Here is a 24,831-nt window from a genome sequence, read left to right on the forward strand (position 1 = left end):
GGCGCTCTATCAGGCTTCCGATCCGATCACCGCCCCGCCCCGCCGCCGCCTCGGTCGTCCCGGTCGTGCCGGGCGCCGCCGTCGTTCGACGGGGCGGAAGCGTCGGTTCCGGGCCGGTCCGAGTCCGCGGCGTCGTCGCTGAGGTCCGGGGTGGCGGCCGCGGACGCGTCGGGATCGACGCCCTTCGACGTCCCGGATCCGGCCTCGACGCGGGCGACGCCGGAGGTGTCGTCGAAGACGAGGTGCCGGTGCGGGTACGCCATCGTGACGTTCGCCTCCGGATCCCCGAGCCGCTGGCGTATCTTCGTGTTCACGTCCGACTGGACCTTCGCCAGCTTGTACGGCTTTTTCACCCAGTAGCGGAGCCGCAGGAGGATCCCGTTGTCGCCGAACTCGTGGAGCCGGCAGTCGGGCCCCGCCATGTACCGCGCCACGCCGATTCGGATGTCGGGCCCGCCGTCGATGACGGCCTCGCAGTCGCGCGCGGCGCGCTCGATACGGCGGCGCGCCTCCGGGATATCGCTCTCGTAAGTGACGAGGACGTCGATCGAGCGCCGGGTCCGCTCGTCCTCGGCCGAGAGGTTCGTCACGTCGCGCTCGCGCATCGTCCCGTTCGGGACGACGAGGAAGGTGTTATCGAGGGTGAATATCTTCGTGTACCGGATCGTGATGTCCTCGACGAACCCCGCCGTCCCGTCCTCCAACTCGATCATGTCGCCGATCTCGAACGGCTGGTCGGCGAGGACGAACACGCCGTTGATGAAGTTGCCCACAAGCGGCGCGAGGACGATACCGATGACGGCCGAGAACACCGCGGTCCCGAGGAGGAGCTCCTCGAACTGGAAGCCGGCCGCGCTGAGACCAACGAGGAGCGCGGCGCCGATCGTCCCCGCCCGGACGCCCCGGACGATCGTCTGGGCGACGCTCTGGCGCGACACGCGGCGCGCCACGGGCCGACCGATCAGTCGGACGAGGAAGTTGGCGACGAGGACGCCCACCGCGACGGCCGCGACGACGGTCAACAGGCCCGCTCCCGGCAGGCCCGCGAGCTGAGAGCCGAGGCCGGCGAGCCGCGAGACGACCCCATCGATCGGCGTCCCCTCCGGGAAGACCATGGGAACCCGCCGTCGGCCATCCGAAAAAGGGTTTCTCCCCGCGCCGGCCGGGGCCGCGGGGACGCGGGCGCGGCGGCCGACGGCGCTCCGGACGCGCCCGCCGGGGACAACCACTATGACGCGGCTGAGCGAACGGGAGGCATGTCGCGACCCCCCGCGGATCCCACGGCACCGAGATTCGACGTCGAGCACGAGACGAGGCCGGGAGAGACGCTGATCGTCGGGTTCTCGTCGTTCGGGCTCGCCGGCCTGACGGCCGTCGACTACCTGGTGGACGACCTCGGCCTCGACGAGACGGGCCACGTCCGGATCGAGGGCACCCCCTCCATCACGCCGTTCACGAAGGGGACGCCGCGGCACCCGATCCGACTGTACACCGCCCCGGACCGCGACGTCACCGTCCTCGTCGCCGAGCAGTTCCTCCCGCCGGCGCTCGGGGAGCTGCTCGCGGACGCGCTCCTCGACTGGACCGAGGCGAACGGGGTCGGGGAGATCGCGGTGCTGTCGGGCATTCCGGTCCCGCACGGCCCCGACGCCCACCGCACGTTCCACGTCGCCACGGAGGACTACCGGACCGCGCGCCTCGACGGCGGGGGCGACGGGGTCGACGTCCCCGCGATGGAGTCCGGGTTCCTCGACGGGGCGAACGCCGGGCTGCTCGAACGCGGCATCGACTCGCCGCTCGGCGTCGGGGTGTTCGTCACGCCGGTCCACGCGCAGGCGCCCGACGTCGACGCCGCGGTGCGGCTCGTCGACACGGCGGACGCGATCTACGACCTCGGCGTCGACGCGGCCCCGCTGGAGGCGTTCGCCGAGGCGATCCGCCGCCGGTACGAGGACCTCGCCGAGCGGATCGAAGAGCGGGAGCCGGAGGGGAGCTACGATCGCATGTACATGTGACCGGTCGGCGGTCGCCGGGGCGAGGACCACACTCCGAAAACGCGTACAACTCGACTCATAGTAAAAAGCTATAATCCCCGCCCCCCTTCCTATGCCCATGACAGACGATCTCCGGGACACCCTCGACCGCGTCGGGGACCGATTCAACCTCGGCGAGTACGAGATCGACGCGTACCTCGCGGTGTTGGAACACGGGGAACTGACGGCGAGCGACATCGCCGACCGGACCGACATCCCGCAGCCGCGGGTGTACGACACCGTCCGGAGCCTCTCCGACCGCGGGCTCGTCGAACTCCGCGAGTCGCGGCCGATGAAGATCGTCGCGGTCGATCCGGACGAGGCGTTCGGCGACCTCCGCTCGTCGTTCGCGGAGATGGTCGACGAGCTGGAGGCGCGCTACACCGCGCCGACCCGCGAGACCGAGGCGGTGTCGCTCGTGAAGTCGCGCTCGACGATCCTCCGGTACCTCGAAGAGGTGATCGCGAACGCGGAGTACGAGCTCGCCCTGTCGCTCACGCCCGGGCTCCTCCGCCGCTTCCGCGACGAGCTCGCCGCGAAGGTCGCCGAGGGGGTCAGCGTCGAGCTGCTCGTCACGCCCGCGTCGAACGCGCCCGACCCGGCGGAGTTCGACTACTTGGAGGTCGCGACCATCGCCCGCGCGCGACGCGGGATCACCACGCCGGTCCTCGCGGTCGGCGACGGCGAGTACTCCGTGTACGCCACGCAGGACGCGCTGCGCGACGACCGCGAGCGCTACGGCGTCATCTTCAACCGCTCCGCGCTCGGCTTCCTCGTCTCCGGCTTCTTCGGGACCGTCCTGTGGACGACCGCGGAGACGCTCGCCGCCGACGGGGAGGAACGGCCCTTCCCGCGCCGCTACGCCTCGATCCGCCGCGCCGTGAAGGACGTCCGCGAGTTCGACGGCGAGGAGTTCTACGCGACCGTCGAGGGGCGCGACATCGAGACCGGCGAGGAGGTGACGGTCCGCGGCAAGGTCGTCGACGTCGCGTTCGTCGACACCGAGGAGGTGGCGTCGCTGGTCGTGGAGGCCGAGGACGGCCGCGTCGAGATCGGCGGCCGCGTCGCCGCCTTGGAGGACGTCGAGGGCCAGGAGATCGTCATCGGCCGCGACGAGCCGCCCGCGCTTTGAGCCGGGTTCCGGGCCCCGGAGATCGGCGTTGAAGTACGCACGGCCCGAAGCGACCCCGTGACCGACGACACCGTTTCCGACGAGGACCGGGAGGTACCGACCGTCTCGTGCGAGCGGTGCGGCCGCGAGTGGGAGCTCGACCGCGAGGTCGACGACCTCGATCCGGGGAGCCACGCGATCGAGCAGTTCGCGCTCGACCACGAGCGCCACACCGGCCACTACCCGGACGGGGTGACCCCGTGGATCGCTCGGTGCGACCGCTGTCCCGACGGCGAGCGATTCCTCGCCGAGCGGCCCGCGCGGCGCTGGGCGGAGACGCACGCGCGGCACACGCGCCACGACGTGCGCCTCGAACCGCCGACGGGCGCGGCCGAAACCGTCTCCGCCGAGGGGACCGCGGACCGGTCGTAGGGGCGTCACCCTCGTCGACGTGGGCGACGCCTCGCTCCCGTCGACGCCTCGCTCCCGTCGACAGCTGACGGCGAGGGCCTGTCGCCTCGAACTACACTCGTTTTGCGCGCTCTCTGTGTCGGTAGGTGACTTCGTACAGCTCCTCCCACGCCGCCTCGTCGAACCCGTCGGTTCGGACCGCTTCGAACCGCGTGAGTTCAGTCAGTACGCGACACGCTCGGCACTGCGCTATCCCGTGGTATCTGCGCACCTCGACGCCGATTTCGGGGTGTTCTGCCTCCACGTCGACCTGTCCGTCTCGGGCTCGGAACTCGGCTTCCCCCCCCCGCAGCCCGGGCACTCGTACTCGGTCCGACCCACCGCGTCGCCGGAGTACGGAGCGGTGAGCTCCCTGTGGTAGGCGAGCGCGGACGCCAGTACCTCCCGCTCGTCCGCGGAGAGTTCGATCTCGATGGGCCCGTCCTTCCCGTCCGCGAGCGCCTCGTTGAACACCCGACAGAGCGTCTCGTATCGTTCGTCGTCGTCCCTCATCGTTCTGAACCCGTGGCGTTCCAGAGAGACGAGTCCTCCGGTCCCGAGCATCGTCGCCGGCCGCCGTCACCGCACGGGGATCGCGAGGGCCCGCCACACCGACAGCGTATTTACGCCGGCGGTCCCACCGGTCCGACATGACGCTCGTCGTGGTTCCGGTCCGATTCCCTCCCTCGTCGCACTCGGCGGCGACGCTTCGAGAGGCGGCTCGCATCGCCGAGGAGCGCGACGCCGACCTCACGATCCTCCACGTCGACTTATACCAGCGCTCGGGGGGCGTCTCGCGCAGCGACCTCAAGCGCGCCGTCGAAGAGCGGATCGGCCGGATCGACCGCGCGCGCTACGTCGTCCGCCGCGGCTTCCTCGTCGAGGAGACGATCCTCGAAGAGATCGTCGCCGAGGGCGCCGACGTCGTCGTCATCGGCTCGAAGCAGGCCGGGCGGTGGCGGCGGATGGTCCAGAAGCTGCTCTCCGACCCCGACATCGACTCGTTCCTCCGCGGCGAGCTCGACTGCGCCGTGATCACCGTCGACGCCGACGGCGAGACCACGACGAACGAGGTCGACGACGACGCCGCGCCCCCTCCGGAGGACGACGACTGAGTCCCCGCGGCGGCGCGGTCCGGTCTACTCCGCGACCGCGTACCGTCGCTCGTACTCGATGACGGTCGCCACGCGCTCGGCGACCGCCTCGCCGAACTCGCGCTCGACGACGTACAGCGCCAGGTCGATCCCGGAGGTGACACCGCCGGCGGAGAGCAGGTCGCCGTCGTCGACGACGCGCGCGTCCACGACTTCCGCCCCGGACTCGCGGAGCTCGTCGATCGCCGAGGCGTGCGTGACGGCCCGCCGCCCGTCGGTGACGCCCGCCTCCGCGAGCAGCATCGACCCGGTACACACCGAGGCGATCCGCGTGCCGGCCTCGTGGTGCGCCGCGAGCGCGCGCGGCACGTCGCCCTTCCGCGCCTCCGCCCACGCGCTCGCCTCCTCGTCGCGCGCGCTCCACCCGCCCCCGGGCACGACCAGCAGGTCGGGCGCGTCGTCGGCCTCCGGCTCGGGGAGCCTCCCGTCCACCCCGACGCGGGTCCCGTGGCTCGCGGTCACCGCCTCGCGTTCGTCGAGCGTGACGTAGCGGACGCGCCCGGCGCGGCCGGACCCCTCGGGGGCGTCGTCCCCCGCGTCTCCCTCCTCTGCGGCGTAGCCGAGCGCGTAGTCGAACACCTCGTAGGGGCCGATCCCGTCGAGCTCGTCGAACCCGTCGTACAGCAAAATATCGACGTTCACACCGGTCCGGAGGGGGGCAAACGGCTTGTGCGTTCCCCTCCCGACGCCGCCGCGACGCCGGTGTGGTCGGTGCCGCCTAACCGGTCGCCGCGCTCCTCTGATCACTCGTCGGCGAACGCCGACACGGGGCGCTCGACGGCGTCACCCCTCGGCGTCGAAGAGGGAGTCGACGGTGCGAGCGAAGCGGTCGACGAGCCGGTCGGGCAGGGACGGGGACACCTCGTCGAGCAGCGTCGCCGTCCGATCCGGGCGGGCCAGCGCGACGGTCATCGGCCGGTCAGGCGACTTCTCGACGATCCCGTGGTCGGCGAGCGTCGAGACGTGCCACGACACCGTGCTCTTCGCGAGGTCGAGGTCGTCCGCGAGCGCCGCCGGCCGGGTCGGGCCGTCGGCGTGGAGCCGGACGACGATCTCGCGGGCCGTCTCCCGTCGGAGGAACGCGAGCGTTCGCCGGTCCCACGCGTCGACCGTCGGGTCGAAGTAGTGCGCGCGGCCGCCGATCCGCTCGACCGCGAGTTCGCCGTCCCGAACCAGCCGGCGGAGGTGGTACTGTGCCTGCCCGGTCGCGATATCGAGGTCGCGGCCAATCCGGTTGAAGTGGACGCCGGGGGTGTCGCGGACGTGGCGTCGGATCCGGGCTCTGGTGTCCGACATTCGTGGCTGTCCGTCCTTCCCGTCCGCGCGATAAAAGCCGCCCGTGCGGTCTCCCCGTCTGGGAACGGCGAACGGGAACGTCTTCTTATCCGTCGCTCCCTAAAGGAGAGTGTGACGCAGTCCCTTTGGGGGTCGCTCCCGGCGCTCGCGGGGTGGTCGGTAGAGGGGTCGCTCCCGATCCTGGCGGTCGTGGTCGTCGCCGGGATCGGCACGACGCTCCTCTTCGCCGTCAGCCTCGCGGCGTACCGCCGCCGCCGCCGGGCGCAGTACCGGCTGATCGCCATCGCGGTGGGCGCGCTCCTGGCCCGGTCGGTCGTGGGCGCCGGGACCGTCCTCGGCGTCGTGCCGATGCCGGTCCACCACCTCCTCGCGCACAGCCTCGACTTCCTGATCGCCGCGCTCGTCCTCTACGCCGTGTACGCCCACGCCCCCGGTGCGATCGGTGACGACGCCGCCTCCGACTGATCGGACGCCACGGGCGGAGCGAGCGTCGGGGGTCCCGAGCGCCTACTGACGGAACCTCGCGCGGAGCCCCTCGACCGCGACGTCGACGCGCGGACCGAACGCGACGCTCACGACGGCCGCGACGGCTCCGGCCGCGGTCCAGCCGAGGAGCGAGGCGACCGCGCGGCCGGTGTCGACGAACCCGCCCTCCGGCGCGAAGGCGACGCCGATCACGTGTTCGAAGACGAGCCCCCTGAACGCCCCGTTGGGAGAGAGCGCGAGCGCTCCCCCGATCCCGCTCGGCGACGCCCCGGCGGACAGCGACCCGAGCACCGCGAGGTCGCCGCCGAGGACGCCGCCGAGCAGCGCGAGGAGCGCGAGCGCGACCGCGCTCCGCCGGCTCGTCGCGACCGTCGACACCGCGGCCGACAGCGAGAGATACGCCGCGCCGAACGGGACGACGAGCGCGACGAAGCGGACGAAGAGGACCGGCGAGTCGACGCCGGAGTGCGTCGCGAAGATCCCCGTGTCCGGCGCGGCGGTGAGCCACACGTACGCGCCGACGAGCGCGAACGGCCCGCCGACGAGCGCGACGAGCGCGGCCGTCCGCGCGAGCAGCACGCCGAGGACGTACCCGGCCGCGCTCACCGGGTACGTCCGGATCACGTCGAGCTCGCCGCTCGCGACGTCGGCGAACAGCGCGCGGTAGCCGAGTACGACAGCGAGCAGCGGCACCAGGACCTCCGTCGGCAACAGCAGGTCGACGACGGCCGGCACGAACCCGGTCGCGCCCCCGCCGCCGACCGCGACCAGCCCGCCGAGGACGGCGAGCAGCCCGGCCGCGAGGACGGCGTAGCCGGGCGTCCGTCGCACCGTGACGAGCTCCCGGCGAAAGACGGTCCAGACGCCGTCGAACGGGGTACTCATCGGTCTGACACCCCCGGAACGTGGACGGAACCCTCTCCGTCCCGGTCGTTCGTCGCCTCGCCGCGCTCCCGGTCTCGCTCCCCGCCGCCGGACCGCCCGCCCTCCGCCTCGTCCGCGGCGGCCGGTGCGGGGACGCCGCCCGCGACCGCGCGGTACAGCTCGCCGACGTCGTCGACTCCGTGTCCGTCGAGGAGGCGGTCGCGGGGCCCTGACGTGGCGACGCGACCGCGGCGGAGGACGACGACGGCGTCGGCGTGGGCGTCGACGAGGTCGAGGTCGTGCGAACTGACGACGACGGCGGCGTCGTCGCCCGCGCGGGCCGCCGCCCGGAAGGCCCGCTCCCGCATCTCGGGGTCGAGCCCGCTCGTCGGCTCGTCGAGGACGACGATATCCGGGTCGCCGAGCGTCGCCTGCGCGATCCCGAGTAGCCGTCGCATCCCGCCCGAGAGATCCTCCACGCGCTTTCCCGCCGCGTCGGCGAGCCCGACGTCCGCGAGCGCCGCGTCCGGGTCGCCGCCGCAGAGGGCCGCGTAGAACCCGAGCGTCTCCCGGGCGGTGAACCCGTCCCTGAACGGCACCCGCTGCGGGAGGTAACCGACGCGCTTCTCGGACCCGGAACGCGGGCCGCCGCCGGGGTACCGAACGGTCCCGTCGGTGGGCTCGACCGCACCCGCGAGCACGCCGAGGAGCGTGGACTTGCCTGAGCCGTTGGGACCGACGACGGCCGTGACTCCAGCCTCGAGCGACAGCGAGACGCCTTCGAGGACCGGGACGCCGCCGTACGTGCGCGTGACGCCGTCGACCGCGGCGAGCGCGCGCTCGCTCATTCCGCCCCCTCCGCGGTCGCCGTCGAGCGCACCGAAGGCGTCACGCTGGCGTTCCCGCCCGGCGCGAGCGCGGACCGCCAGTCCGTCCGAACGGGTCCGGCTCCGGCGTTCGCACCCGTGACCGCGTCGATCCGGTCGGGGTGGTACGGCGCCGCCGCGGGCACCGGGTCGATGATGCTCCCGGAGCGGGCGCCGGGGACCGTCCCGCGGAGCCGGTCGAGCAGCCGCGCCGCGGGCGACTCGCGGACCGCGACCGCGCTCGGGTGTCGGTGGAGCGCGCCGTCGACGGGCGAGGTCGGGCGGTACGCCCGGTCGCCGGCGGCGAGCGGGCCGACGTTCGCCCCCTCCCAGTAGTTCCCGCGATCGCCGTCGGCCCACACGCGAAGCGCCCCGGCCCCGGCCGCCGCGTGGTCCGCGTTGCCGACGAAGTCGTTCGCGACGACCCGGCTGGAGGGGACCACGGTCGTCGCGCGCGCGCCGAGCTCGTTGCCGACGACGACGTTGTGCTCGTACAGCGACCCGCGGGCGCTGGTGGAGAAGCCGAGCTCGTTCCCGACCAGCGTGTTGTAGCCGAGGTACGTCCGCGTCCCCGACGCCTGGATCCCAGCGCTGGAGTTGTGGACGTCGTTCCCGACGATCGCGTTGCCGGCCGGCCGCGTCATCACGGTGATTCCGGCGAACAGCTCGTTCCGGAAGGCGTTGTCCGCGACCAGCGCGTCGCCGGTGTACATGAGGTGGATCCCGTACCGGTTGTCGACGAACGTCGAGTTCCGGACGATCGAGCCGTCCGCGCGGTGGAGATAGATCCCGTCGCGGCCCCCCTCGAACCGGCTGTCGTCGACGGTCACGCGCGACTCCATCCCGGTGATGCCCATGAACCCGGCCTGCCACTCCTCGGTCCCGTTGACGACGAGCTCGCTGACGGTCGCGTGCGAGCCCTCCCGGAGCAGGAGCCCGCTCGCGTTCGTGTCGACGGCGACGTCGTCGACGACGAGCCCCGGCGCGCCGACCGCCTTGATCCCGGCGTCGCCGTGGCCGTAGCCGAGCTGGATGTTCGTGTCCCACGCCTCGCCCTCGGGATCGCTCGACTCGCGGGCCGCCTCCGGGTCGCGGGTGCGGTTCCCCGTCCCCGCGATCCGCAGCCCGGTGAGCGCGACGTCGGGCGCGCGGACGGTGACTACCGACCCGGTTCCGTTCCCGACGACGCGCGTCGTCTCGGTCTCGTTCCCCGGAGCGCGGTTCGCCCCCGCCCCGTCCCGTCCGCTGCCCGCGCCGGCAATCGTCACGGACCGGTTCACCGTCACGGTCTCCTCGTACGTCCCGGGCGGGACGCGGACCGTCGTGTTCGGCGGCGCCGCCGCGACCGCGGCGTCGATCGTGGGGGCGTCCTCGCCGACGACGACGGAGACCGGGCGGTCCGCGCGCCGCTCCGCGGCCGCGAACCGCTCGTCCGCCGTCAGCCAGCGCTCCGGAGCGAGCGAGCGCACGACCGCCGCGGTGTCGACGTCGAACGACCGGCTCCGGACCGCCTCCCAGCCGACGACCGACCCGCCGTGGTCGTCCGCGAACGCCGCCGCGGCCTCGCGGTCCCGAAACGGGACGACGACCTCGCCCGACGGGCCCTCGGCGTCGCTGCCGACGACGTACCGGGCCTTCCCGACCGGCGTCCACCCGCCGGCGCCGCTCGCCGAGAACAGCCCCGACTCGGTCGTGCCCGGGTCCCTGTGGTCGAACGTCTCGACGTACGCGACGAGCGGGTAGCCGAACTGCCGCTCGGTCCGACCGTCCCGCTGCGAGTCGACGAACGAGGCGACCCCGTTGTAGCCGACGACGTACTGGAGCTGCGAGTAGAACACCTGGACCCGCGGGAGGGTCGCGTCGCCCGCCATCAGCGCGTCCGTCTCCGAGGAGAGCCCGAGCTCGACGGCGTCCTCGAACCGAACCGGCTCGGGGACCGACTCGCTCGGGTCGGCGGCGAACGCGCCCGCGGTCCCGACGGCCGCGAGCGCGACGAGCGCGACGAGCGCGACGCGGAGGCGACGCGACCGGGACGAGTCGGGGTCGAAAACTGCCACGCGTACGCTTCGTCCGGCCGCGACTTAGCCCGTCTGGTTCGTTCCTCGAACGCGCCGTTGAACGCGTCCAGAGGGGCTAAGAGGCCGGTCTCCCAACGTTCGATCATGACGAGCGACCACCCGCCGACGAGGGCACTCGACCGACGCGCGAGCGTCCCCCGGCGACGCCTGCTCGCCGGGGTCGCTGCCGCCGGTGCCGCCGCTGTCGCCGGCTGCGCCGGGGGCGGATCGAACTCGATATCGCCCGTCTCGATCGACGACGAGCAGGCCTGCGACCAGTGCGGGATGATCGTCGCGGATCACCCCGGGACGGTCGGGCAGGTCCACTTCGAGGACGCCGAACCGGAGGGCGGCCGCCCGGCGCAGTTCTGTAGCGCCACCTGTACGTACACGTACCGCTTCGACGCCGAGAACGCCGGACGGACGCCGGTCGCGACCTTCCTCACCGACTACTCGGCGGTCGATCAGGAGGTGTTCGAGGAGGGCGGCGACACGATGTTCTCCTCGCACGTCGAGAGCGACGCGTTCGCCCGCGAGCCGGCCCTCACGGTCGTCGCGCGCAGCGAGGTGATCGGCGCGATGGGACCGGACCTGATCCCGTTCAGCGAGGAGGGCGACGTCGACGACTTCGTCGCGGAGTACGGCGGGGAGGCGCTGCCCGCGACCGAGGTGGACCGCGCGACGCTGGAGGCTTTATAAATAGACGGGAGACCGACGGAAACTGTTTATAAACCCGTGAGCGGACGGCGAAAAGAGTATATAAATAGACCGCGGAACGCGGCCGTGTTCGGGCCTGTTCCGCCTACTCGCCGCCCCACTGCTCGACGCGCTTCGGGCGGTCGGACACCGCCATCACGTCGAGGTCGTCGCCCGCGTGGTCGAGGGCTTCGAGCGCCGCCTTCGCCGAGGCGTGCGTCGAGAAGTAAGTGATCTCCTCCTCGACCGCGACCTCCAGCAGGTCGCGCTGGCGCGAGACGATGAGGTCGAGCTCGCCGCGCCTCGCGGCCTCGATCAGGTCCGTCGCCTCGCTCAGCTCGAAGTGCTCCGCGTACCCCGCGACGAGCGCCTCGCCCGCCTCGGTGCCCGGGTCCGGGAACTCCTCGGCCGAGAGGTCGACGACGGCGGTGCCGGACTCCGGGATCGGCTTGCCGGTCGAGTCCTGCGCCTTGTCGTACGCCTTGCCGAAGGAGGTCGCGGTGCCCATCACCTCGCCGGTGGACTTCATCTCAGGGCCGAGCCGCGGGTCGGAGCCCGGCAGGCGGTCGAACGGGAGGACGACCTCCTTCACGGAGCGGTGTTCGGGGATCTGCTCGTCGACGTCGAGGTCGGCGAGCGTCAGGTCGTCGGTCATCACCTTCGCCGCGAGCTTGGCGATGGGGACGCCGGTCGCCTTCGAGACGAACGGGACGGTGCGCGAGGAGCGCGGGTTCGCCTCCAACACGTACACCTCGCTTTCGGCGTCGGGGTCGCCGACGCCCGTCACCGCGAGCTGGACGTTGAGCAGGCCGACCGTGTCGAGCGCGCGGGCGATGTCCTCGGTGACCTCGCGGACCCGACCGAGCGTCTCCTCGCCGAGCGAGCGCGGCGGGATCATGCACGCGGAGTCGCCCGAGTGGACGCCCGCGCTCTCGACGTGTTCCATCACGCCGCCGAGGAGGACGTCCTCCCCGTCCGCGACGGCGTCGACGTCCAGTTCGACCGCGTCGTCGAGGAACTGGTCGACGAGGATGGGCTTGTCGGGAGAGACGCGCACCGCCTCCTCGATGTACTCCTCCAGCTCGGCGTCGTCCTCGACCACGCGCATCGCGCGGCCGCCGAGCACGTAGGAGGGGCGCACGAGGACGGGGTAGCCGATCCCGTGGGCGAGCTCCAGCGCCTCCGCCTCGCTCGTCGCGGTGCCGCCCTCGGGCTGGGCGACGCCCAGCTCGTCCATCAGGACGTTGAACCGGTCGCGGTCCTCCGCGAGGTCCATCGCCTCGACGCTCGTGCCCAGGATCTCGCAGTCGAGCCCGCGGCGGTCGATCTCCGCCTTGAGGGGCTCGCCCACGTTGACGGAGGTCTGCCCGCCGAACTGGACCATCACGCCGTCGGCGCCGGTCGTCTCGATCACGTCGGCGACCTCCTCGGCGGAGATGGGTTCGAAGAACAGCCCGTCGGAGGTGTCGTAGTCCGTCGACACCGTCTCGGGGTTGTTGTTGATCACGTGCGCGTCGATGCCGAGCTCGCGGAGCGCGCGCACCGCGTGGACCGCGCAGTAGTCGAACTCGACGCCCTGCCCGATGCGGATCGGGCCGCCGCCGACGACCACGACGCTCTCCACGTCCGGGTCGACGCGGACCTCGTCCGCCGCGCCCGCGGTGTCGGCGCCCTGAAGGAACTCCGGCAGGCGCGCGGAGTAGTAGTACGGCGTCGAGGCCTCGAACTCGCCCGCGCAGGTGTCGACCTGCTTGTAGGTGCGGTCCGGGACCTCGCTCTCGACCCGCCCCACGTCGGCGTCGACGCCGCCGGCCGTCGCGGTCGCCGCGATCTCGGCGTCGGTGCGGCCGACCATCGCCGCCTCGGTGAAGTCGCCCTCGGCGGCCGCCGCGGTGCCGTCGGCGATCTTCTCGAAGCGCTCGACGTACCAGCGGTGGATGCCGGTGAGGTCGATCACGTCGTCGACGGCGTAGCCGCGGTCGAACGCCTCGAACATCGCGTACGGGCGGTCCGGGCTCGGGCGTTCGAGGTACTCCGACTCCAGCTCGGCGTCGTCCACCTCGTCGAAGTCGACCGCGGGGTCGTACTCCGAGGAGCGCAGCGCCTTCACCATGCTCTCCTCGAACGTCCGGCCGATCGACATCGCCTCGCCGGTGGACTTCATCGCCGTGCCGAGCTCGAAGTCCACGTCGTCGAACTTGTCGATGGGCCAGCGCGGCACCTTCGTCACCACGTAGTCGATGGCGGGCTCGAAGGCCGCCGTCGTCTCGCCGGTGATCTCGTTGTCGATCTCGTGGAGGCGCTTGCCGAGGGCGACCTTCGCCGTGACGCGGGCGATCGGGTAGCCGGTCGCCTTCGACGCCAGCGCGGAGGAACGGGAGACGCGCGGGTTCACCTCGACGACGCGGTACTCGCCGCCGGGGGTGCCGTCGTCGTGCCACGCGAACTGGATGTTGCAACCGCCCTGAATGCCCAGGTCCCGAATTACTTCGAGCGCCGCGTCGCGCATCTCCTGGTGGCCGTCGTCGGGGATCACCTGCGAGGGGGTGACGACCGTCGACTCGCCGGTGTGGATCCCCATCGGGTCGATGTTCTCCATGTTGCAGATGATGATACAGGAGTCGTCCGCGTCCCGCATCACCTCGTACTCTAACTCGACCCAGCCGGAGATGGACTCCGTCACCAGCACCTCGCTGTTCCGCGAGAGGCGGAGCCCCTTGCGGACGCGCTCGACGAGCTCCTCGAACTCGTCGACGACGCCGGAGCCGGAGCCGCCGAGGGTGTACGTCGTCCGGGCGATGACCGGGAGGCCGCCGACCGCGTCGACCGCGTCCTGAACGCGCTCGCGGAAGTACTCCTCGTCGAAGTCGGTGACCGACTCGTCGTCGTCCAGCGAGATGGTGGTCGACTTCGGCACCGGCTGGCCGAGGTCCTCCATGCGCCGGCGGAAGAGGTCGCGGTCCTCCGTCGCGTAGATGGTGTCGAGCGGCGTCCCCATCACCTCGACGTCGTGCTCCTCTAAGATCCCCTCCTCGGCGAGCTCGGCGGTGACGTTGAGGCCGGTCTGGCCGCCGAGCCCCGCGATGACGCCGTCGGGCTCCTCGATGCGGATGACCTCCGCGATGGCCTCCGGCGTGATCGGCTCGATGTACACCCGGTCGGCCGTCTCGGGGTCGGTCATGATCGTCGCGGGGTTCGAGTTCACCAAGACGACGCGGGCGCCCTCCTCTTGGAGGGCGCGACACGCCTGCGCGCCGGAGTAGTCGAACTCGGCCGCCTGTCCGATCTGGATCGGTCCGCTGCCGATAAGGAGAATCGTCCGGTCCTCGCTCATTACGCGGACGGAATACGCTCATCGTAATAAGGTCGGCGGTAGAGTACGAATCTCGCAGCGAGTTTGCGATTTTCGCAAGTGATCGAGTGTCACGGTGGTTGTTACAGGACACCACGGTAGTCCGTGTGGTATCGCTCGTCGACTGCGTTACACACCACGGAGACCGGCTAAGGGAGGTTCGCGCATGCGTCGACGACGCCTTGACCGGGATCGTAGGTCTCTCGGGAGGCGACCGTCGTCAGGTTTCGAGCCGGTACCGGTACGGTTGCCCCGCGATGACCTCGACCTCGCCGCGCTCGGCGCGGCGCCCCAGCACGGTGGCGACCCGGTGCGGGCTGTCGATCTCCTCGCACTCGTCGCACTCCTCGACCAAGGCGAGGATCTCCCGCGCCGTCAGCGGCTCGTCGGCCTCGGCGAGCACGCCGCGGATCCGGTCGTACCGGTCGTATTCGCCGGCGCTCATACGTCTTACGTAGGGTCTCCGAACATATAGGGTTCAGTGAGACAGGAGTCGGACGGTTGTCAGACACGAGCCGTGAGACGCGTGTTTTCCCGGGTTTGAGAGGTTCGAGAGAAAGCGATCGGATAGGGGCCCGCTCCCGTCGTCACGCGTAGGGGTCTTCGGCTTCGAGGTCGCGCTCCGCGCGGTACTGCTCGACGAACTCGCTCACGTCGAACTCGACCATCTCCTCTTCGAACGCCGACAGCGCCTCGTCGTCGTCGGCGTGGCTCACGGCGTGTTCCATCAGCTCGACGACGAGCTCGACGACGACCTCGTGGAGGCGGCGGGAGTCGAACTGTGCTACCCACACCATCGCGTACCCCACGTCGGCGTTCTCGCTGGCGTCGTGGGAAACGACCGCCTCCGGGAACTCCTCTAAGACGACGCCGAGCAGGTGCGGCGTGTCGAACTCCGGCATCTCCTCGCTCGTCGTGTCGATCGCCTCGCGGAGGACCTCGACGAGGAAGTCTGGGAGGAACCGCTCGGGGGGATGGACGTCCATCACGACCGCGTGGGTCTCGCCGCAGGCGCACTCGTACTCCCGCATCCCGAGGTCCAGTTCGCCGACGCCGATCGTCTCCCCGCAGGGTAGCTCCAGCGCGTTCTCGTCGCCGCCGGGGACGCGGGGCTGAGACATGGCCCCGCTTGGTCGCTGTCGAGGTTAAAAGGAGCGGAACGGCTCGCTCGGCGGCGGGCGGGCCGGGGGCCTCGCCGCCCGCTACTCGAAGTCCTCGTAGCCGGACTCGTCCTCCTCGGATTCGTCGCCGGCCCCGTGCTCGTCGTCCGGTCCCCCGTGCGTCTCCACCTCGGCCTCGACCTCGATCTCGATCCCGTTCGCCTCGTAGGTCGCCTCGATCAGTTCGGCGTCGTCGCGTTCGATCTCCAGTTCGTCCCGGTCGACCTCCACCTCGACCTCCACGTCGACGGTCACGTCGTCGGACATACCGGTCGCTCCTTCGCGGTGAGAACGCAAAAACGGTCGGCCGAGCCAGGACGGATCGGTCCGCGGCCCGGAGACTCAGCCGCTCACTGGAACCCGATCCGACCGCCCGTGTCGCGGAGCGACTCGCCGCCGCCGCCCTTGAACTGCTCTCTCACGTCCTCGTAGTACGCGAGGATGTCCTCGTTGATGGTCGGCCGCACCGACTCCATCGCGCGCCGGAAGTGCCGCATCTCGACCTCCTCGGCGTCGTCGTCGTCGCGCAGCGCCTCGATGGCGGCCTCGCGGGCGATCCCCTCCAGGTCGGAGCCGACGTAGCCGTCGGTGATCTCGGCGACCTCGCGCAGGCTCACGTCGGGCGCGAGCGGGGTGTCCCGGGTGTGGATGTCGAGGATCTGCTCGCGGCCCTCCTGGTCGGGCTGACCGATCATCACGAGGCGGTCGAACCGGCCGGAGCGGAGCAGCGCCGGGTCGATCATGTCGGGGCGGTTGGTCGCGCCGATGACCATCACGTCGCCCATGTCCTCGAGGCCGTCGAGCTCCGTCAGGAGCTGGTTGACGACGCGCTCGGAGACGTTGTTCCCCATCTCCTGCCCGCGCGAGGGCGCGAGGCTGTCGAGCTCGTCGAAGAAGATGATCGTCGGGCTCACCTGCCGGGCCTTCCGGAAGGTCTGCCGGATCGCCTTCTCCGACTCCCCGACCCACTTCGAGAGCAGCTGCGGCCCCCTGACCGAGATGAAGTTCGCGTTCGTCTCGTTGGCGACCGCCTTCGCCATCAGCGTCTTCCCGGTGCCCGGCGGGCCGTACAGCAGCACGCCCTTCGGCGCGTCGACGCCCATCCGGTCGAACTTCTCCGGCGAGGTGAGCGGCCACTCGACGGACTCTTGCACCTGCTGTTTGGCGTCCTCAAGTCCGCCGACGTTGTCCCACGAGATCTTCGGGAGCTCGACGAGCACCTCCCGCATCGCCGACGGCTCCACCTCGTTGAGGGCGCCCGAGAAGTCGTCGCGCTTGACTATCATCCGGTCGATGAGGCTCGGGGGCACCTCCTCCTCGTCGAGATCGATCTCGGGGAGGTAGCGCCGGAGCGCCTTCATCGCGGCCTCCTTGGTGAGGCTCTCGATGTCGGCGCCGACGAAGCCGTGCGTCTCGTCGGCGAGGTGGTCTAAGCTTACGTCGTCCGAGAGCGGCATCCCGCGGGTGTGGATCTGGAGGATCTCCTTGCGGCCCACCTCGTCGGGGACGCCGATCTCGATCTCGCGGTCGAACCGGCCGGGCCGGCGGAGCGCGGGGTCGACGCTGTCGACGCGGTTCGTCGCGCCGATGACGATCACCTGCCCCCGGGTCTCTAACCCGTCCATCATCGTCAAAAGCTGGGCGACGACGCGGCGCTCGACCTCGCCGGTGACGTCCTCGCGCTTGGGCGCGATCGAGTCCAGCTCGTCGATGAAGATGATCGACGGCGACTCCTCCTTCGCGTCCTCGAAGATCTCGCGGAGCTGCTGTTCGGACTCGCCGTAGTACTTCGAGATGATCTCCGGGCCGGCGATCGAGAAGAACGACGCCGACGTCTCGTTGGCGACGGCCTTCGCCAAGAGGGTCTTCCCGGTACCCGGCGGACCGTGGAGGAGGACGCCCTGCGGCGGCTCGATGCCGAGCTTCGAGAAGATCTGCGGGTGTTTCATCGGCAGCTCGACCATCTCGCGGACGCGCTGGATCTCCGACTGGAGCCCGCCGATGTCCTCGTAGGTGATTCCGCCACCGGTCTTCTCGAACCCGGAGATCGGCTCCTCGCGCAGCTCGACCTCGGTGTCCTCGGTGATGAGACAGACGCCGTCCGGCTCCGTCTCGACCGCGATCAGCGGGATCGCCTGCCCGGGCGACCGCATGAACGGGTGGTTCGTCGACGACATCACGGGGACGATGTCGCGCTCGACGACCGGCCGCTTGAGGATCTGGCGTTTCACCATGCCGGCGGCGTCGGAGCCGAACTGGACCGACGCCTCCTCGGGCGGGGCCAAGACGAGCTTGTCCGCCTTCTCGGCCTCCGCCTTCCGGATGGTGACGCGCTCGCCGATGCCGACGTCGGCGTTCTGCCGGGTGAACCCGTCGACGCGGACGGTGTCGGTGTTCCAGTCCTGGCGGTCCGCGCGCCAGACCTTCGCCGCGGTGGTCTCCGCGCCCTCGATCTCGATGATGTCGCCGGGCGAGAGCTTCAGATGCAGCAGGGTGTCGGGGTCGAGTCGGGCGATGCCGCGCCCCGAGTCGTTCGGGTACGCCTTCGCCACTTCGAGTTGGACTTCGTTCATGATTCCTCGCGGGGGATGGTCGTATCTGGACCCGGTCCGGGAATAAGCCTGTTGCCCGTCTCCGGGCCGTCGATTCCGTCCGAGCCGCCGACGGCCGCGACAGACTGTGTCATCATATAGCACGGTACGGAGTCCGCTCTTAAAACCCCGTCGTAAGCGTGCGTTTTCGCCGTGGAGTCGCGGGCGGTCGCGAGGGACGTTTTTTGCCCGCTCGCGGCGACGTTCGGGCGTGTTCGATTCCCTCTCGGATCCGATGCGGTCGCTCCTCTCTCGGCTCGCCTTTCTCGTCGCCGGCGCCCTCGTCGGCACCGCGCTGTACGCCCTCGACATCGGCGGTTTCCTCGCCGTCGCGCTCGCGGCCGTCGCGTTCATCGTGGTCGGCGAGCTGTACCTGTTCGCGACCGACGGGGAGCATTTATAAATGGCAACGACGACTTGCGGTGGCGCGAGCCAGCCCGCGAGGCTGGGGAGGCGTGAGGTGCTGTGCGGAGCAGTGCGGGGCGGGACTCAGGGCTGGGGCTTTGGAGGTGTTCGCGGTCGATACATCGACAGCCGTTTATAATGAGCGGCCGGGACTTTGCCGGTGTTCTCCGCAGCGTCACCGCCCATTTATAAATAGAAGACGGCAACCACACGGCATTTATAAACGACGGTTCAGTCGAGTCCACGACGCCGATCCGGGAGTATTTGTCCGGCAGTCGCCTCGGACGCACCATGCGAACGCTCGTCTTCGACGGTCGGACCGGCGCCGCCGGCGACATGGTCTGCGCCGCGCTGATCGCGGCCGGCGCCGACCCCGACTCCCTCTCCTCGGTGAGCGACGCGCTCCCGATCCGGTACGAGGTCGACGAGACGGAGAAGAACGGGATCCGCGCGACGACCGTCGACGTCCTCGTCGACGACGGCGAGGGTGCGGTCGAGACTGATGCGGACCACGACCACGGTCACGATCACGACCACGACCACGGTCACGATCACGACCACGACCACGGCCACGATCACGATCACGACCACGGCCACGATCACGATCACGACCACGGCCACGAATCGGATGCCTCCGATGCCGCCGAACCGGCCGAGGGCGCGGGCGTTCACCGCTCCTACCGCGAGGTGGTCGATCTCGTCGCGTCGATGGGCCTCCCCGACGGAGTCGAGTCGACCGCGCTCGACGCCTTCGAACTGCTCGGCCGCGCCGAGGCGTCGGTCCACGGCACCGACCTCGACGACACCCACTTCCACGAGGTGGGCGCGGACGACGCGATCGCCGACGTGGTCGGCGCCGCGCTGCTGCTCGCCGACCTCGATCCCGACCGCGTTCTCACCACGCCGGTCGCCGCCGGCGGCGGCACGGTCGAGATGAGCCACGGGACGTACCCGGTCCCCGCCCCGGCGACGACCGAGATCGCGACCCGCGCCGACTTCCGGATCGTTGGCGGCCCGATCGACCGCGAACTGCTCACCCCCACGGGCGCCGCGATCCTCGCGGCGATCTCCGACGGCGTCGACGCGGTCCCGGACCTCGCCGTCGATCGCGCGGGCTACGGCGCCGGCGACGCCGACTTCGATCGCCACCCGAACGTCCTCCGCGCGCTCGTCGGCGACGGGGGACGCGACGCGCACGCGGACCGCGCTCACGCGGACGCCTCCGACGGCGCGCCTCACGCGGACGCCTCCGACGGCGCGCTCGCTCACGACGACATCGCCGTCCTGGAGACGAACCTCGACGACGCCGCCCCCGAGGTCCTCGGCGGGCTTCAGGAGACGCTCAAACGCGCCGGTGCGCGAGACGTGACGATCGTCCCGACGACGATGAAGAAGTCCCGCCCCGGCCACCTCGTGAAGGCCATCTGTAAGCCCGAGGACGCCGAGGCGGTCGCGGAGCGGCTCGCCCGCGAGACGGGGACGCTCGGGGTGCGGCAGTCGGGCGCGACCCACCGGTGGATCGCCGAGCGCGAGTTCGAGACGGCGACGCTCCGGGTCGACGGGGCGGCCCACGAGGTGGCCGTGAAGGTCGCGTCGACGACCGACGGGGAGGCCTACGACGTCAGCGGGGAGTACGACGACGCGGCCGCGGTCGCCGAGGCGACCGGCCTCCCGATCCGGGAGGTGCTGCGGCGCGCCGAGGCCGAGGTGCGGGAGCGGCTCGACGGCGACTAGGTTGGAACACCGCGGTCCCGGACCCCGTCAGTCGGGCGGGTCGACCCGCTCGACGCGCTCCGGGTCGACGCCGAACCCGTCGGCGAGCCGCTCCCGGACGCGGTCGACGACGAACTCCTCGGCCGCGTCGACACCGGCGGCGTCGAACTCGGCCCGCGAGACCGCCTCCTCGTCGACCGCGAGGGTCGCGACCGCCTCGACCGTGGTGTCGTTGAGGCCGGGCCGGAGGCCGGCTATCTCCAGCTCCTCGACGCTGAGGCCGTCGATTCGCTCGATCTGTGCCCTGGCGCCGGCGGCGAGGTCGCCGGCGGCCGCCTGCGAGACGCGGACGGTCACCGTGGCCTCGACCGACGGCGTGTGGATGGCTGCCGCCATACGCCCTCGCCGCGAGTCGAACGCGGCGCGGACCGTCGCGGTCCCCGGATCACGGCCGGGGGCGAGCGGTCCGCGTCCTCGAACGCGCCGCCGGCGCAGTCACCGACTGGGGTCACCAGCGGGGCCACCGACGGCAACGCTCGCGAGGGATACGGCCGCCCGGCTCGACGCGCGCGACGGACAGCGGCGGCTGGAGAGAACGGGAGATGGTCCGTCCCGCGGGGAAACCTCCCCAGCCGACGCGCGTCACGCGGTCGGGCGGACGGACCGTGGGTTCGGAGCCGAATACCCGATCCCGATCCACCCGAGGAATGCGACGCTCGCGGACCGAGCGAGCGTCGAGGTGGTGGAACGGGTCATGGTCGGTCTCCGCGGCGCGGGGCGCGCCGTTACCAGCCTCCTGTATCGGTTTCGTATTAAAATTATGTTAGTTATGCGACCGCATGCCATGGCAGATTCGGCCCGGAAGCCGCCGAGAACCCGCCGGAGCGGCCGCGGGCGAGCCGTTCCGTCGACGCCGAGACGACAGGCCTATGCCGGCCGCCCGACCAGTTGCGCGTAAGCAGTCACCGCCATGATCGAGCGCATTCACACGTCGGACGTCGAACCGGACGCGGACGAGGTCGCCATCGCCGGCCACGTCCACGAGATCCGCGACCTCGGTGGACTGGTCTTCCTCATCGTGCGCGACCGCGAGGGACTCATCCAGATCGTCTTCAAGGAGGAGCGCGAGCCGGAGCTGTTCGAGGCCGTCCAGGACGTCGGCGCCGAGGACGTGGTCCGCGTCGTCGGCGAGCCGCTGGAGAGCGACCAGGCGCCCGGCGGCGTCGAGATCGCCCCGACCGAGTACGAGGTCATCGACGAGGCCGACTCCCCGCTCCCCCTCGAAATCTCGAAGGACATCGAGGTCGACCTCTCGACCCGGCTCGACAACCGCGCGCTCGACCTCCGGAAGCCGGAGACGCTCGCGGTGTTCACGCTCCGCTCCGAGCTGATCACCGCGATGGAGGAGTGGTTCGAAGACGAGGGGTACGTCGACATCAAGACGCCGCTGATCTCGAAGGGCGGCGCCGAGGGCGGCGCCGAGCTGTTCCCGATCCTCTACTACAACCAGGACGCGTTCCTCTCGCAGAGCCCCCAGCTGTACAAGCAGATGCTGATGGCCTCGGGCTACGAGGCCGTCTACGAGACCGGCACCGCGTTCCGCGCCGAGGACTTCGCGACCTCCCGGCACGTCTCCGAGATCGCGATGTTCGACGTGGAGCTGGCGTACATCGACGACCACGACGACGTGATGGACGTCCAAGAGGAGTCGCTGCGCTACGCGCTCAGCGAGGTCGCGGAGAACGCCGAGCGCGAGCTCGACCTGCTCGACGTCGACCTCGACGTGCCCGAGGACGACTTCCCGCGGATCACCTTCGACGAGGCGCTCGACATCTTGGAGACCGAGTTCGGGCACTTCCCGGACGACCCGACCGACCTCGACACGAAAGGGGAGAAGCTGCTCGGCGAGCACTTCGAGGAGCAGGGTCACCCCGCGTTCTTCGTCGTCGGCTACCCCGACGAGAAGTTCTACTACATGCAGGACGTGGAAGGCGACGAGATCGCCTCCCGGAAGTTCGACCTGATTTATAAAGGACAGGAGCTCTCCTCGGGCGGCCAGCGCGAACACGACGTCGAGCGCATGGTCGAAGTGATGGAGGAGGAGGGCGTCGAGACCGCGAACTTCGAGTTCTACATCGAGGCGCTGAGCTACGGCACGCCCCCGCACGGCGGCTACGGGCTCGGCATCGACCGCCTCGTCCAGAAGGTCGCCGGCCTCAGCAACATCAAGGAGGCGATCATGTTCCCGCGCGACCCGAACCGGCTGGAGCCGTAGCGGGACCGCTCCGACCCGCCGAGCGGGCGAGGTCCACCCCGTCGCGCGAGCGACGATCGGTCGGCTTGCCGCGCCGCCTTTTATATACTATCCGCCGGATCGACGGAATCCGACTTTTGAGCCCTCTCTCGGCGGTTAAAGCGAGTTAAATTGGGCGTAATTCGGCTGAACGGCTTGCGCCATTAAAGAGTGTAGGACCCCGATGGGGAGTTGCTATGAACGCACTCCGAACGACGCTGCTCGTGGCGCTGGCCACGGTGGTACTGATCGGGACCGGCGCGGCCGCCGGCGCCGTCGCGGCGACGCCCGGCCCGGACAACGCCTCGGGCGACGCGGGCCCGCCGAGCGACCTCCCGGACCAGGTGCCGGACTTCGTCAGCGGGGTCCTCGATAGCGTGAACGAGTTCCTCGACGGCGGCGTCGAGGACCTCGGCGAGACTGTGAGCGATATCGCCGGGAACGGCGGCAGCGAGGGCAACGCGGACGACGGAACCGACGCCGACGAGGAGGGGGCCTAACGTGACGGACCGCACGTCCGACCGCGTCGCGCTCGACCGCCGGACGTACCTTCGGGCGACCGGCGCCGCCGCGCTCGGCGCGGCCGGACTCGCCGGCTGCGTCGGCCGCGCGACGGGGACGCTCGCGACGCAGGTGACCGACCAGCCCGCCGACATCGGCGACTTCGAGTCGCTCGTCGTCACCGTCGAGGGGTTCTGGCTCGGGCCGGAGGGCGCCGAGACCGACGCCGAGGACGCCGACGGCAACGAGACCGACACGGACGGCGGGGGCGACGACGCCGACACCGACGACGGGTCCGCGGACGGCAACGAGACGGACGCGGGCGAGGATACCGACGACGAAGAGGACGCCGCCGAGGGTCGCGAGTACTTCGAGTTCGACGAGCCGCAGGAGGCCGACCTCGTCGAGCTCCAGAACGGCGAGACGCAGCTGATCGACGAGCGCGAGCTCCGGACGGGGGAGTACCCGTACCTCCAGCTCGACGTGTCGTCGGCGGACGGGACCCTCACCGACGGGAGCGACGCGACCGTGGACCTCCCGGGTAACGCGCCGCTGAAGTTCAACGAGGCGTTCGAGATCCGCGAGAACACCCGGACGACGTTCACCGCGGACTTCGCCCCGGTGCTGCGCGGGAACGGCCGCTACCTCCTCCGACCGGTTCCGAGCGGCATCGAGGTCGAGTACGAGGAGTCGGCGGACTCGGAAGCCGACGGATCGAGCGGCGACAACGAGACCGACGGCTCGTAGCGACGCCGCATCCCCCCGGTCCCCCGTTGGAGTCGCGGTCGCGTCCGGCCGCTCGCGCGGAGCGAGCGCGGCCCGCACCGCGGCTTCGGGGTCAGGGCTGGGTCGGTTCCCGGGATTCGGGGACCGGGGGAATGCGCGCGTCGCTGCGGTCGGTTCCCGAATCGAGGCACACGGTCGCCGTCAGAGGCACACGTTCGCCGTCAGAGGCACACGACCCGCAGATCGCCCGCGCGACGACGCGCACGGGCGGTCTTCGCTTTCTCCGATCGTTCGCCGTTTCGCGCCTTTCGTACCCTACCGAGTTACGGCGCCGTCGCGTCCGACCGCACGAACGTCCGGTACAGCGGTCCGGCGAGCACGAGGGCGCCGACCGCGGCCGTGCCGAGAACCACGGTCGGGTCGACGAGCGACCCGCCGCTCGCCGCGAGGCGGTCGAGCGAGACGCCGACAGCGACCCCGGAGAGGACCCACGGCAGTTCGCCGAGCGCGGTGCCGGCCAGGAACGATCGCATCCCGACGCCGGCGGCCGCGGCACCGACCGTCACCGCGTCGGAGGGGAGCGGCAGCAGTCGGGTCCCGGCCACGGCGCGCACGCTCCCGGACTCCGCCGCGAAGCGCTCGCCGGCCCGACAGAACCGGGCGGCGACGCCCGGTTCCGCACCCGGCTCCGGCCCGTCGTCGAGCCGGAGCCGACCCGCCCGAGCGAGCGCGTACGGCGGGAGGGCGGTGCCGACGACGAGCGCGAGCGCGAGCGGCGTCCCGACCCAGCCGTACCCGAACCCGACGGCGACGGCGAGGAGGGTCGTCGGCCACGCGAGCAGGGGCCGCACGGCGGCGAGCGCGACGACGGCGACCCCGAACCTGAGCGGATCGGTCGCGAGCCAGCGGAGCCGCGAGAGCGCCGCCTCGGGAGAGACCGCGAGCGCGAGCGCCGCCAAGGCGGCGACGACCGCGCCCGCGACCGCGTACCGCCCGAGCGTCGACCGGCGATTCACGCTGCCGAGTCCGCGGGCGCCCGATAAACGCTTTGTGGGTGCGCCCTTTGTGGGGGCGCCC

The 24,831-nt window shown here is 71.1% G+C and carries 25 protein-coding genes; 11 read left to right on the forward strand and 14 right to left on the reverse strand.

Going from position 1 to position 24,831, the window contains the following annotated elements:
• Nucleotides 1-26: 26 nt before the first annotated feature.
• Entirely contained in the window at nt 27-1,115 is a 1,089-nt protein-coding gene (locus CPZ01_RS13625; RefSeq protein WP_096395970.1) for a mechanosensitive ion channel family protein, read from the reverse strand.
• Between the two features lie 141 nt (nt 1,116-1,256).
• Here CPZ01_RS13625 and CPZ01_RS13630 point away from each other — a divergent pair, with 141 nt between their 5' ends.
• From CPZ01_RS13630 to CPZ01_RS13640, 3 genes are all read left to right on the forward strand, one after another.
• On the forward strand, nt 1,257-2,015 hold the full coding sequence (locus tag CPZ01_RS13630) for a proteasome assembly chaperone family protein (protein WP_096395972.1): 759 nt from the start codon (nt 1,257-1,259) through the stop codon (nt 2,013-2,015).
• Nucleotides 2,016-2,112: 97 nt separating this feature from the next.
• Complete coding sequence (trmB, locus tag CPZ01_RS13635) at nt 2,113-3,165, forward strand: HTH-type sugar sensing transcriptional regulator TrmB (protein WP_096395974.1); 1,053 nt, start codon at nt 2,113-2,115, stop codon at nt 3,163-3,165.
• Between the two features lie 57 nt (nt 3,166-3,222).
• The gene (locus tag CPZ01_RS13640; protein WP_096395976.1) at nt 3,223-3,576 is read left to right on the forward strand and encodes a hypothetical protein; all 354 of its coding nucleotides are present in this window, start codon (nt 3,223-3,225) and stop codon (nt 3,574-3,576) included.
• A gap of 228 nt (nt 3,577-3,804) precedes the next feature.
• Here the strand turns inward: CPZ01_RS13640 and CPZ01_RS13645 are convergent, their stop codons facing one another.
• Complete coding sequence (locus tag CPZ01_RS13645; RefSeq protein ID WP_157746003.1) at nt 3,805-4,158, reverse strand: hypothetical protein; 354 nt, start codon at nt 4,156-4,158, stop codon at nt 3,805-3,807.
• Nucleotides 4,159-4,244: 86 nt separating this feature from the next.
• On the opposite strand from CPZ01_RS13645, the gene CPZ01_RS13650 reads away from it, so the two are divergent.
• Nucleotides 4,245-4,709, forward strand: coding sequence for a universal stress protein (locus CPZ01_RS13650; protein ID WP_096395979.1), 465 nt, complete (start codon nt 4,245-4,247; stop codon nt 4,707-4,709).
• 24 nt (nt 4,710-4,733) lie between these two features.
• Here the strand turns inward: CPZ01_RS13650 and CPZ01_RS13655 are convergent, their stop codons facing one another.
• Entirely contained in the window at nt 4,734-5,390 is a 657-nt protein-coding gene (locus CPZ01_RS13655) for a DJ-1/PfpI family protein (protein WP_096395981.1), read from the reverse strand.
• 141 nt (nt 5,391-5,531) lie between these two features.
• Entirely contained in the window at nt 5,532-6,044 is a 513-nt protein-coding gene (locus tag CPZ01_RS13660) for a winged helix-turn-helix transcriptional regulator (RefSeq protein WP_096395983.1), read from the reverse strand.
• 111 nt (nt 6,045-6,155) lie between these two features.
• Between CPZ01_RS13660 and CPZ01_RS13665 the strand changes: the two genes are divergently transcribed.
• A complete protein-coding gene (locus tag CPZ01_RS13665; RefSeq protein ID WP_096395985.1) occupies nt 6,156-6,509 on the forward strand; it encodes a DUF7471 family protein in 354 nt (117 codons plus the stop codon).
• A 42-nt stretch (nt 6,510-6,551) separates the two neighbouring features.
• On the opposite strand, the gene CPZ01_RS13670 is transcribed toward CPZ01_RS13665, so the two are convergent.
• From CPZ01_RS13670 to CPZ01_RS13680, 3 genes are read right to left on the reverse strand one after another with little or no spacing between them, the layout of a single operon-like run.
• Nucleotides 6,552-7,415 carry an ABC transporter permease subunit gene (locus tag CPZ01_RS13670; RefSeq protein ID WP_096395987.1) on the reverse strand — a complete coding sequence of 288 codons (864 nt, stop codon included), beginning with the start codon at nt 7,413-7,415 and terminating at the stop codon, nt 6,552-6,554.
• Nucleotides 7,412-8,242: an ABC transporter ATP-binding protein gene (locus CPZ01_RS13675; protein WP_096395989.1), complete on the reverse strand. Its 831-nt coding sequence runs from the start codon at nt 8,240-8,242 to the stop codon at nt 7,412-7,414. Before CPZ01_RS13675 ends, CPZ01_RS13670 begins: the two co-directional genes overlap by 4 nt.
• Nucleotides 8,239-10,317 carry a NosD domain-containing protein gene (locus CPZ01_RS13680; protein ID WP_096395991.1) on the reverse strand — a complete coding sequence of 693 codons (2,079 nt, stop codon included), beginning with the start codon at nt 10,315-10,317 and terminating at the stop codon, nt 8,239-8,241. The genes CPZ01_RS13675 and CPZ01_RS13680 overlap by 4 nt, the downstream gene beginning before the upstream one ends.
• Nucleotides 10,318-10,422: 105 nt before the next feature.
• Here CPZ01_RS13680 and CPZ01_RS13685 point away from each other — a divergent pair, with 105 nt between their 5' ends.
• Nucleotides 10,423-11,016: a nitrous oxide reductase accessory protein NosL gene (locus CPZ01_RS13685; RefSeq protein ID WP_096395993.1), complete on the forward strand. Its 594-nt coding sequence runs from the start codon at nt 10,423-10,425 to the stop codon at nt 11,014-11,016.
• 103 nt (nt 11,017-11,119) lie between these two features.
• Here the strand turns inward: CPZ01_RS13685 and carB are convergent, their stop codons facing one another.
• The 5 genes from carB to CPZ01_RS13710 all read right to left on the reverse strand — a co-directional run bounded on the left by carB (nt 11,120) and on the right by CPZ01_RS13710 (nt 18,098).
• Complete coding sequence (carB, locus tag CPZ01_RS13690; RefSeq protein ID WP_096395995.1) at nt 11,120-14,347, reverse strand: carbamoyl-phosphate synthase large subunit; 3,228 nt, start codon at nt 14,345-14,347, stop codon at nt 11,120-11,122.
• 238 nt (nt 14,348-14,585) lie between these two features.
• Nucleotides 14,586-14,810, reverse strand: coding sequence for a hypothetical protein (locus tag CPZ01_RS13695; protein ID WP_096395997.1), 225 nt, complete (start codon nt 14,808-14,810; stop codon nt 14,586-14,588).
• Nucleotides 14,811-14,952: 142 nt separating this feature from the next.
• On the reverse strand, nt 14,953-15,486 hold the full coding sequence (locus CPZ01_RS13700; protein ID WP_096395999.1) for a DUF5815 family protein: 534 nt from the start codon (nt 15,484-15,486) through the stop codon (nt 14,953-14,955).
• An 81-nt stretch (nt 15,487-15,567) separates the two neighbouring features.
• On the reverse strand, nt 15,568-15,792 hold the full coding sequence (locus CPZ01_RS13705; protein ID WP_096396001.1) for a hypothetical protein: 225 nt from the start codon (nt 15,790-15,792) through the stop codon (nt 15,568-15,570).
• 83 nt (nt 15,793-15,875) lie between these two features.
• A complete protein-coding gene (locus CPZ01_RS13710; protein ID WP_096396003.1) occupies nt 15,876-18,098 on the reverse strand; it encodes a CDC48 family AAA ATPase in 2,223 nt (740 codons plus the stop codon).
• Between the two features lie 229 nt (nt 18,099-18,327).
• Here CPZ01_RS13710 and CPZ01_RS13715 point away from each other — a divergent pair, with 229 nt between their 5' ends.
• Together CPZ01_RS13715 and larC are read left to right on the forward strand one after the other, a co-directional pair.
• The gene (locus tag CPZ01_RS13715) at nt 18,328-18,519 is read left to right on the forward strand and encodes a hypothetical protein (protein WP_096396005.1); all 192 of its coding nucleotides are present in this window, start codon (nt 18,328-18,330) and stop codon (nt 18,517-18,519) included.
• A 293-nt stretch (nt 18,520-18,812) separates the two neighbouring features.
• On the forward strand, nt 18,813-20,255 hold the full coding sequence (larC, locus tag CPZ01_RS13720; protein ID WP_096396007.1) for a nickel pincer cofactor biosynthesis protein LarC: 1,443 nt from the start codon (nt 18,813-18,815) through the stop codon (nt 20,253-20,255).
• A gap of 27 nt (nt 20,256-20,282) precedes the next feature.
• Here the strand turns inward: larC and CPZ01_RS13725 are convergent, their stop codons facing one another.
• The gene (locus CPZ01_RS13725; protein ID WP_096396009.1) at nt 20,283-20,630 is read right to left on the reverse strand and encodes a hypothetical protein; all 348 of its coding nucleotides are present in this window, start codon (nt 20,628-20,630) and stop codon (nt 20,283-20,285) included.
• Between the two features lie 574 nt (nt 20,631-21,204).
• Here CPZ01_RS13725 and aspS point away from each other — a divergent pair.
• The 3 genes from aspS (at nt 21,205) to CPZ01_RS13740 (ending at nt 23,775) form a co-directional block, all read left to right on the forward strand.
• A complete protein-coding gene (gene aspS, locus CPZ01_RS13730; protein ID WP_096396011.1) occupies nt 21,205-22,509 on the forward strand; it encodes an aspartate--tRNA(Asn) ligase in 1,305 nt (434 codons plus the stop codon).
• A 215-nt stretch (nt 22,510-22,724) separates the two neighbouring features.
• A complete protein-coding gene (locus tag CPZ01_RS13735; protein WP_096396013.1) occupies nt 22,725-23,027 on the forward strand; it encodes a hypothetical protein in 303 nt (100 codons plus the stop codon).
• Between the two features lies 1 nt (nt 23,028).
• Nucleotides 23,029-23,775 (forward strand): DUF4382 domain-containing protein, encoded by a 747-nt coding sequence (locus CPZ01_RS13740; RefSeq protein ID WP_096396015.1) that lies wholly within the window; start codon nt 23,029-23,031, stop codon nt 23,773-23,775.
• Nucleotides 23,776-24,077: 302 nt separating this feature from the next.
• On the opposite strand, the gene CPZ01_RS13745 is transcribed toward CPZ01_RS13740, so the two are convergent.
• Complete coding sequence (locus CPZ01_RS13745; protein WP_096396017.1) at nt 24,078-24,770, reverse strand: VTT domain-containing protein; 693 nt, start codon at nt 24,768-24,770, stop codon at nt 24,078-24,080.
• Nucleotides 24,771-24,831: the final 61 nt, after the last annotated feature.

Origin of the sequence: Halorubrum trapanicum (assembly GCF_002355655.1) — an archaeon.
GTDB classification, from domain to species: Archaea; Halobacteriota; Halobacteria; order Halobacteriales; family Haloferacaceae; genus Halorubrum; species Halorubrum trapanicum_A.

What these genes read in the sequence shown, in the direction of transcription:
- CPZ01_RS13725 (WP_096396009.1), bottom strand. Translation starts at nt 20,630, where the DNA reads ATGGCGGCAGCCATCCACACGCCGTCGGTCGAGGCCACGGTGACCGTC.
- CPZ01_RS13650 (WP_096395979.1), top strand. Translation starts at nt 4,245, where the DNA reads ATGACGCTCGTCGTGGTTCCGGTCCGATTCCCTCCCTCGTCGCACTCG.
- larC (WP_096396007.1), top strand. Translation starts at nt 18,813, where the DNA reads ATGCGAACGCTCGTCTTCGACGGTCGGACCGGCGCCGCCGGCGACATG.
- CPZ01_RS13675 (WP_096395989.1), bottom strand. Translation starts at nt 8,242, where the DNA reads ATGAGCGAGCGCGCGCTCGCCGCGGTCGACGGCGTCACGCGCACGTAC.
- CPZ01_RS13645 (WP_157746003.1), bottom strand. Translation starts at nt 4,158, where the DNA reads ATGCTCGGGACCGGAGGACTCGTCTCTCTGGAACGCCACGGGTTCAGA.
- CPZ01_RS13630 (WP_096395972.1), top strand. Translation starts at nt 1,257, where the DNA reads ATGTCGCGACCCCCCGCGGATCCCACGGCACCGAGATTCGACGTCGAG.
- CPZ01_RS13705 (WP_096396001.1), bottom strand. Translation starts at nt 15,792, where the DNA reads ATGTCCGACGACGTGACCGTCGACGTGGAGGTCGAGGTGGAGGTCGAC.
- CPZ01_RS13670 (WP_096395987.1), bottom strand. Translation starts at nt 7,415, where the DNA reads ATGAGTACCCCGTTCGACGGCGTCTGGACCGTCTTTCGCCGGGAGCTC.
- CPZ01_RS13625 (WP_096395970.1), bottom strand. Translation starts at nt 1,115, where the DNA reads ATGGTCTTCCCGGAGGGGACGCCGATCGATGGGGTCGTCTCGCGGCTC.
- CPZ01_RS13735 (WP_096396013.1), top strand. Translation starts at nt 22,725, where the DNA reads ATGAACGCACTCCGAACGACGCTGCTCGTGGCGCTGGCCACGGTGGTA.
- CPZ01_RS13710 (WP_096396003.1), bottom strand. Translation starts at nt 18,098, where the DNA reads ATGAACGAAGTCCAACTCGAAGTGGCGAAGGCGTACCCGAACGACTCG.
- CPZ01_RS13660 (WP_096395983.1), bottom strand. Translation starts at nt 6,044, where the DNA reads ATGTCGGACACCAGAGCCCGGATCCGACGCCACGTCCGCGACACCCCC.
- CPZ01_RS13685 (WP_096395993.1), top strand. Translation starts at nt 10,423, where the DNA reads ATGACGAGCGACCACCCGCCGACGAGGGCACTCGACCGACGCGCGAGC.
- CPZ01_RS13700 (WP_096395999.1), bottom strand. Translation starts at nt 15,486, where the DNA reads ATGTCTCAGCCCCGCGTCCCCGGCGGCGACGAGAACGCGCTGGAGCTA.
- carB (WP_096395995.1), bottom strand. Translation starts at nt 14,347, where the DNA reads ATGAGCGAGGACCGGACGATTCTCCTTATCGGCAGCGGACCGATCCAG.
- CPZ01_RS13695 (WP_096395997.1), bottom strand. Translation starts at nt 14,810, where the DNA reads ATGAGCGCCGGCGAATACGACCGGTACGACCGGATCCGCGGCGTGCTC.
- trmB (WP_096395974.1), top strand. Translation starts at nt 2,113, where the DNA reads ATGACAGACGATCTCCGGGACACCCTCGACCGCGTCGGGGACCGATTC.
- aspS (WP_096396011.1), top strand. Translation starts at nt 21,205, where the DNA reads ATGATCGAGCGCATTCACACGTCGGACGTCGAACCGGACGCGGACGAG.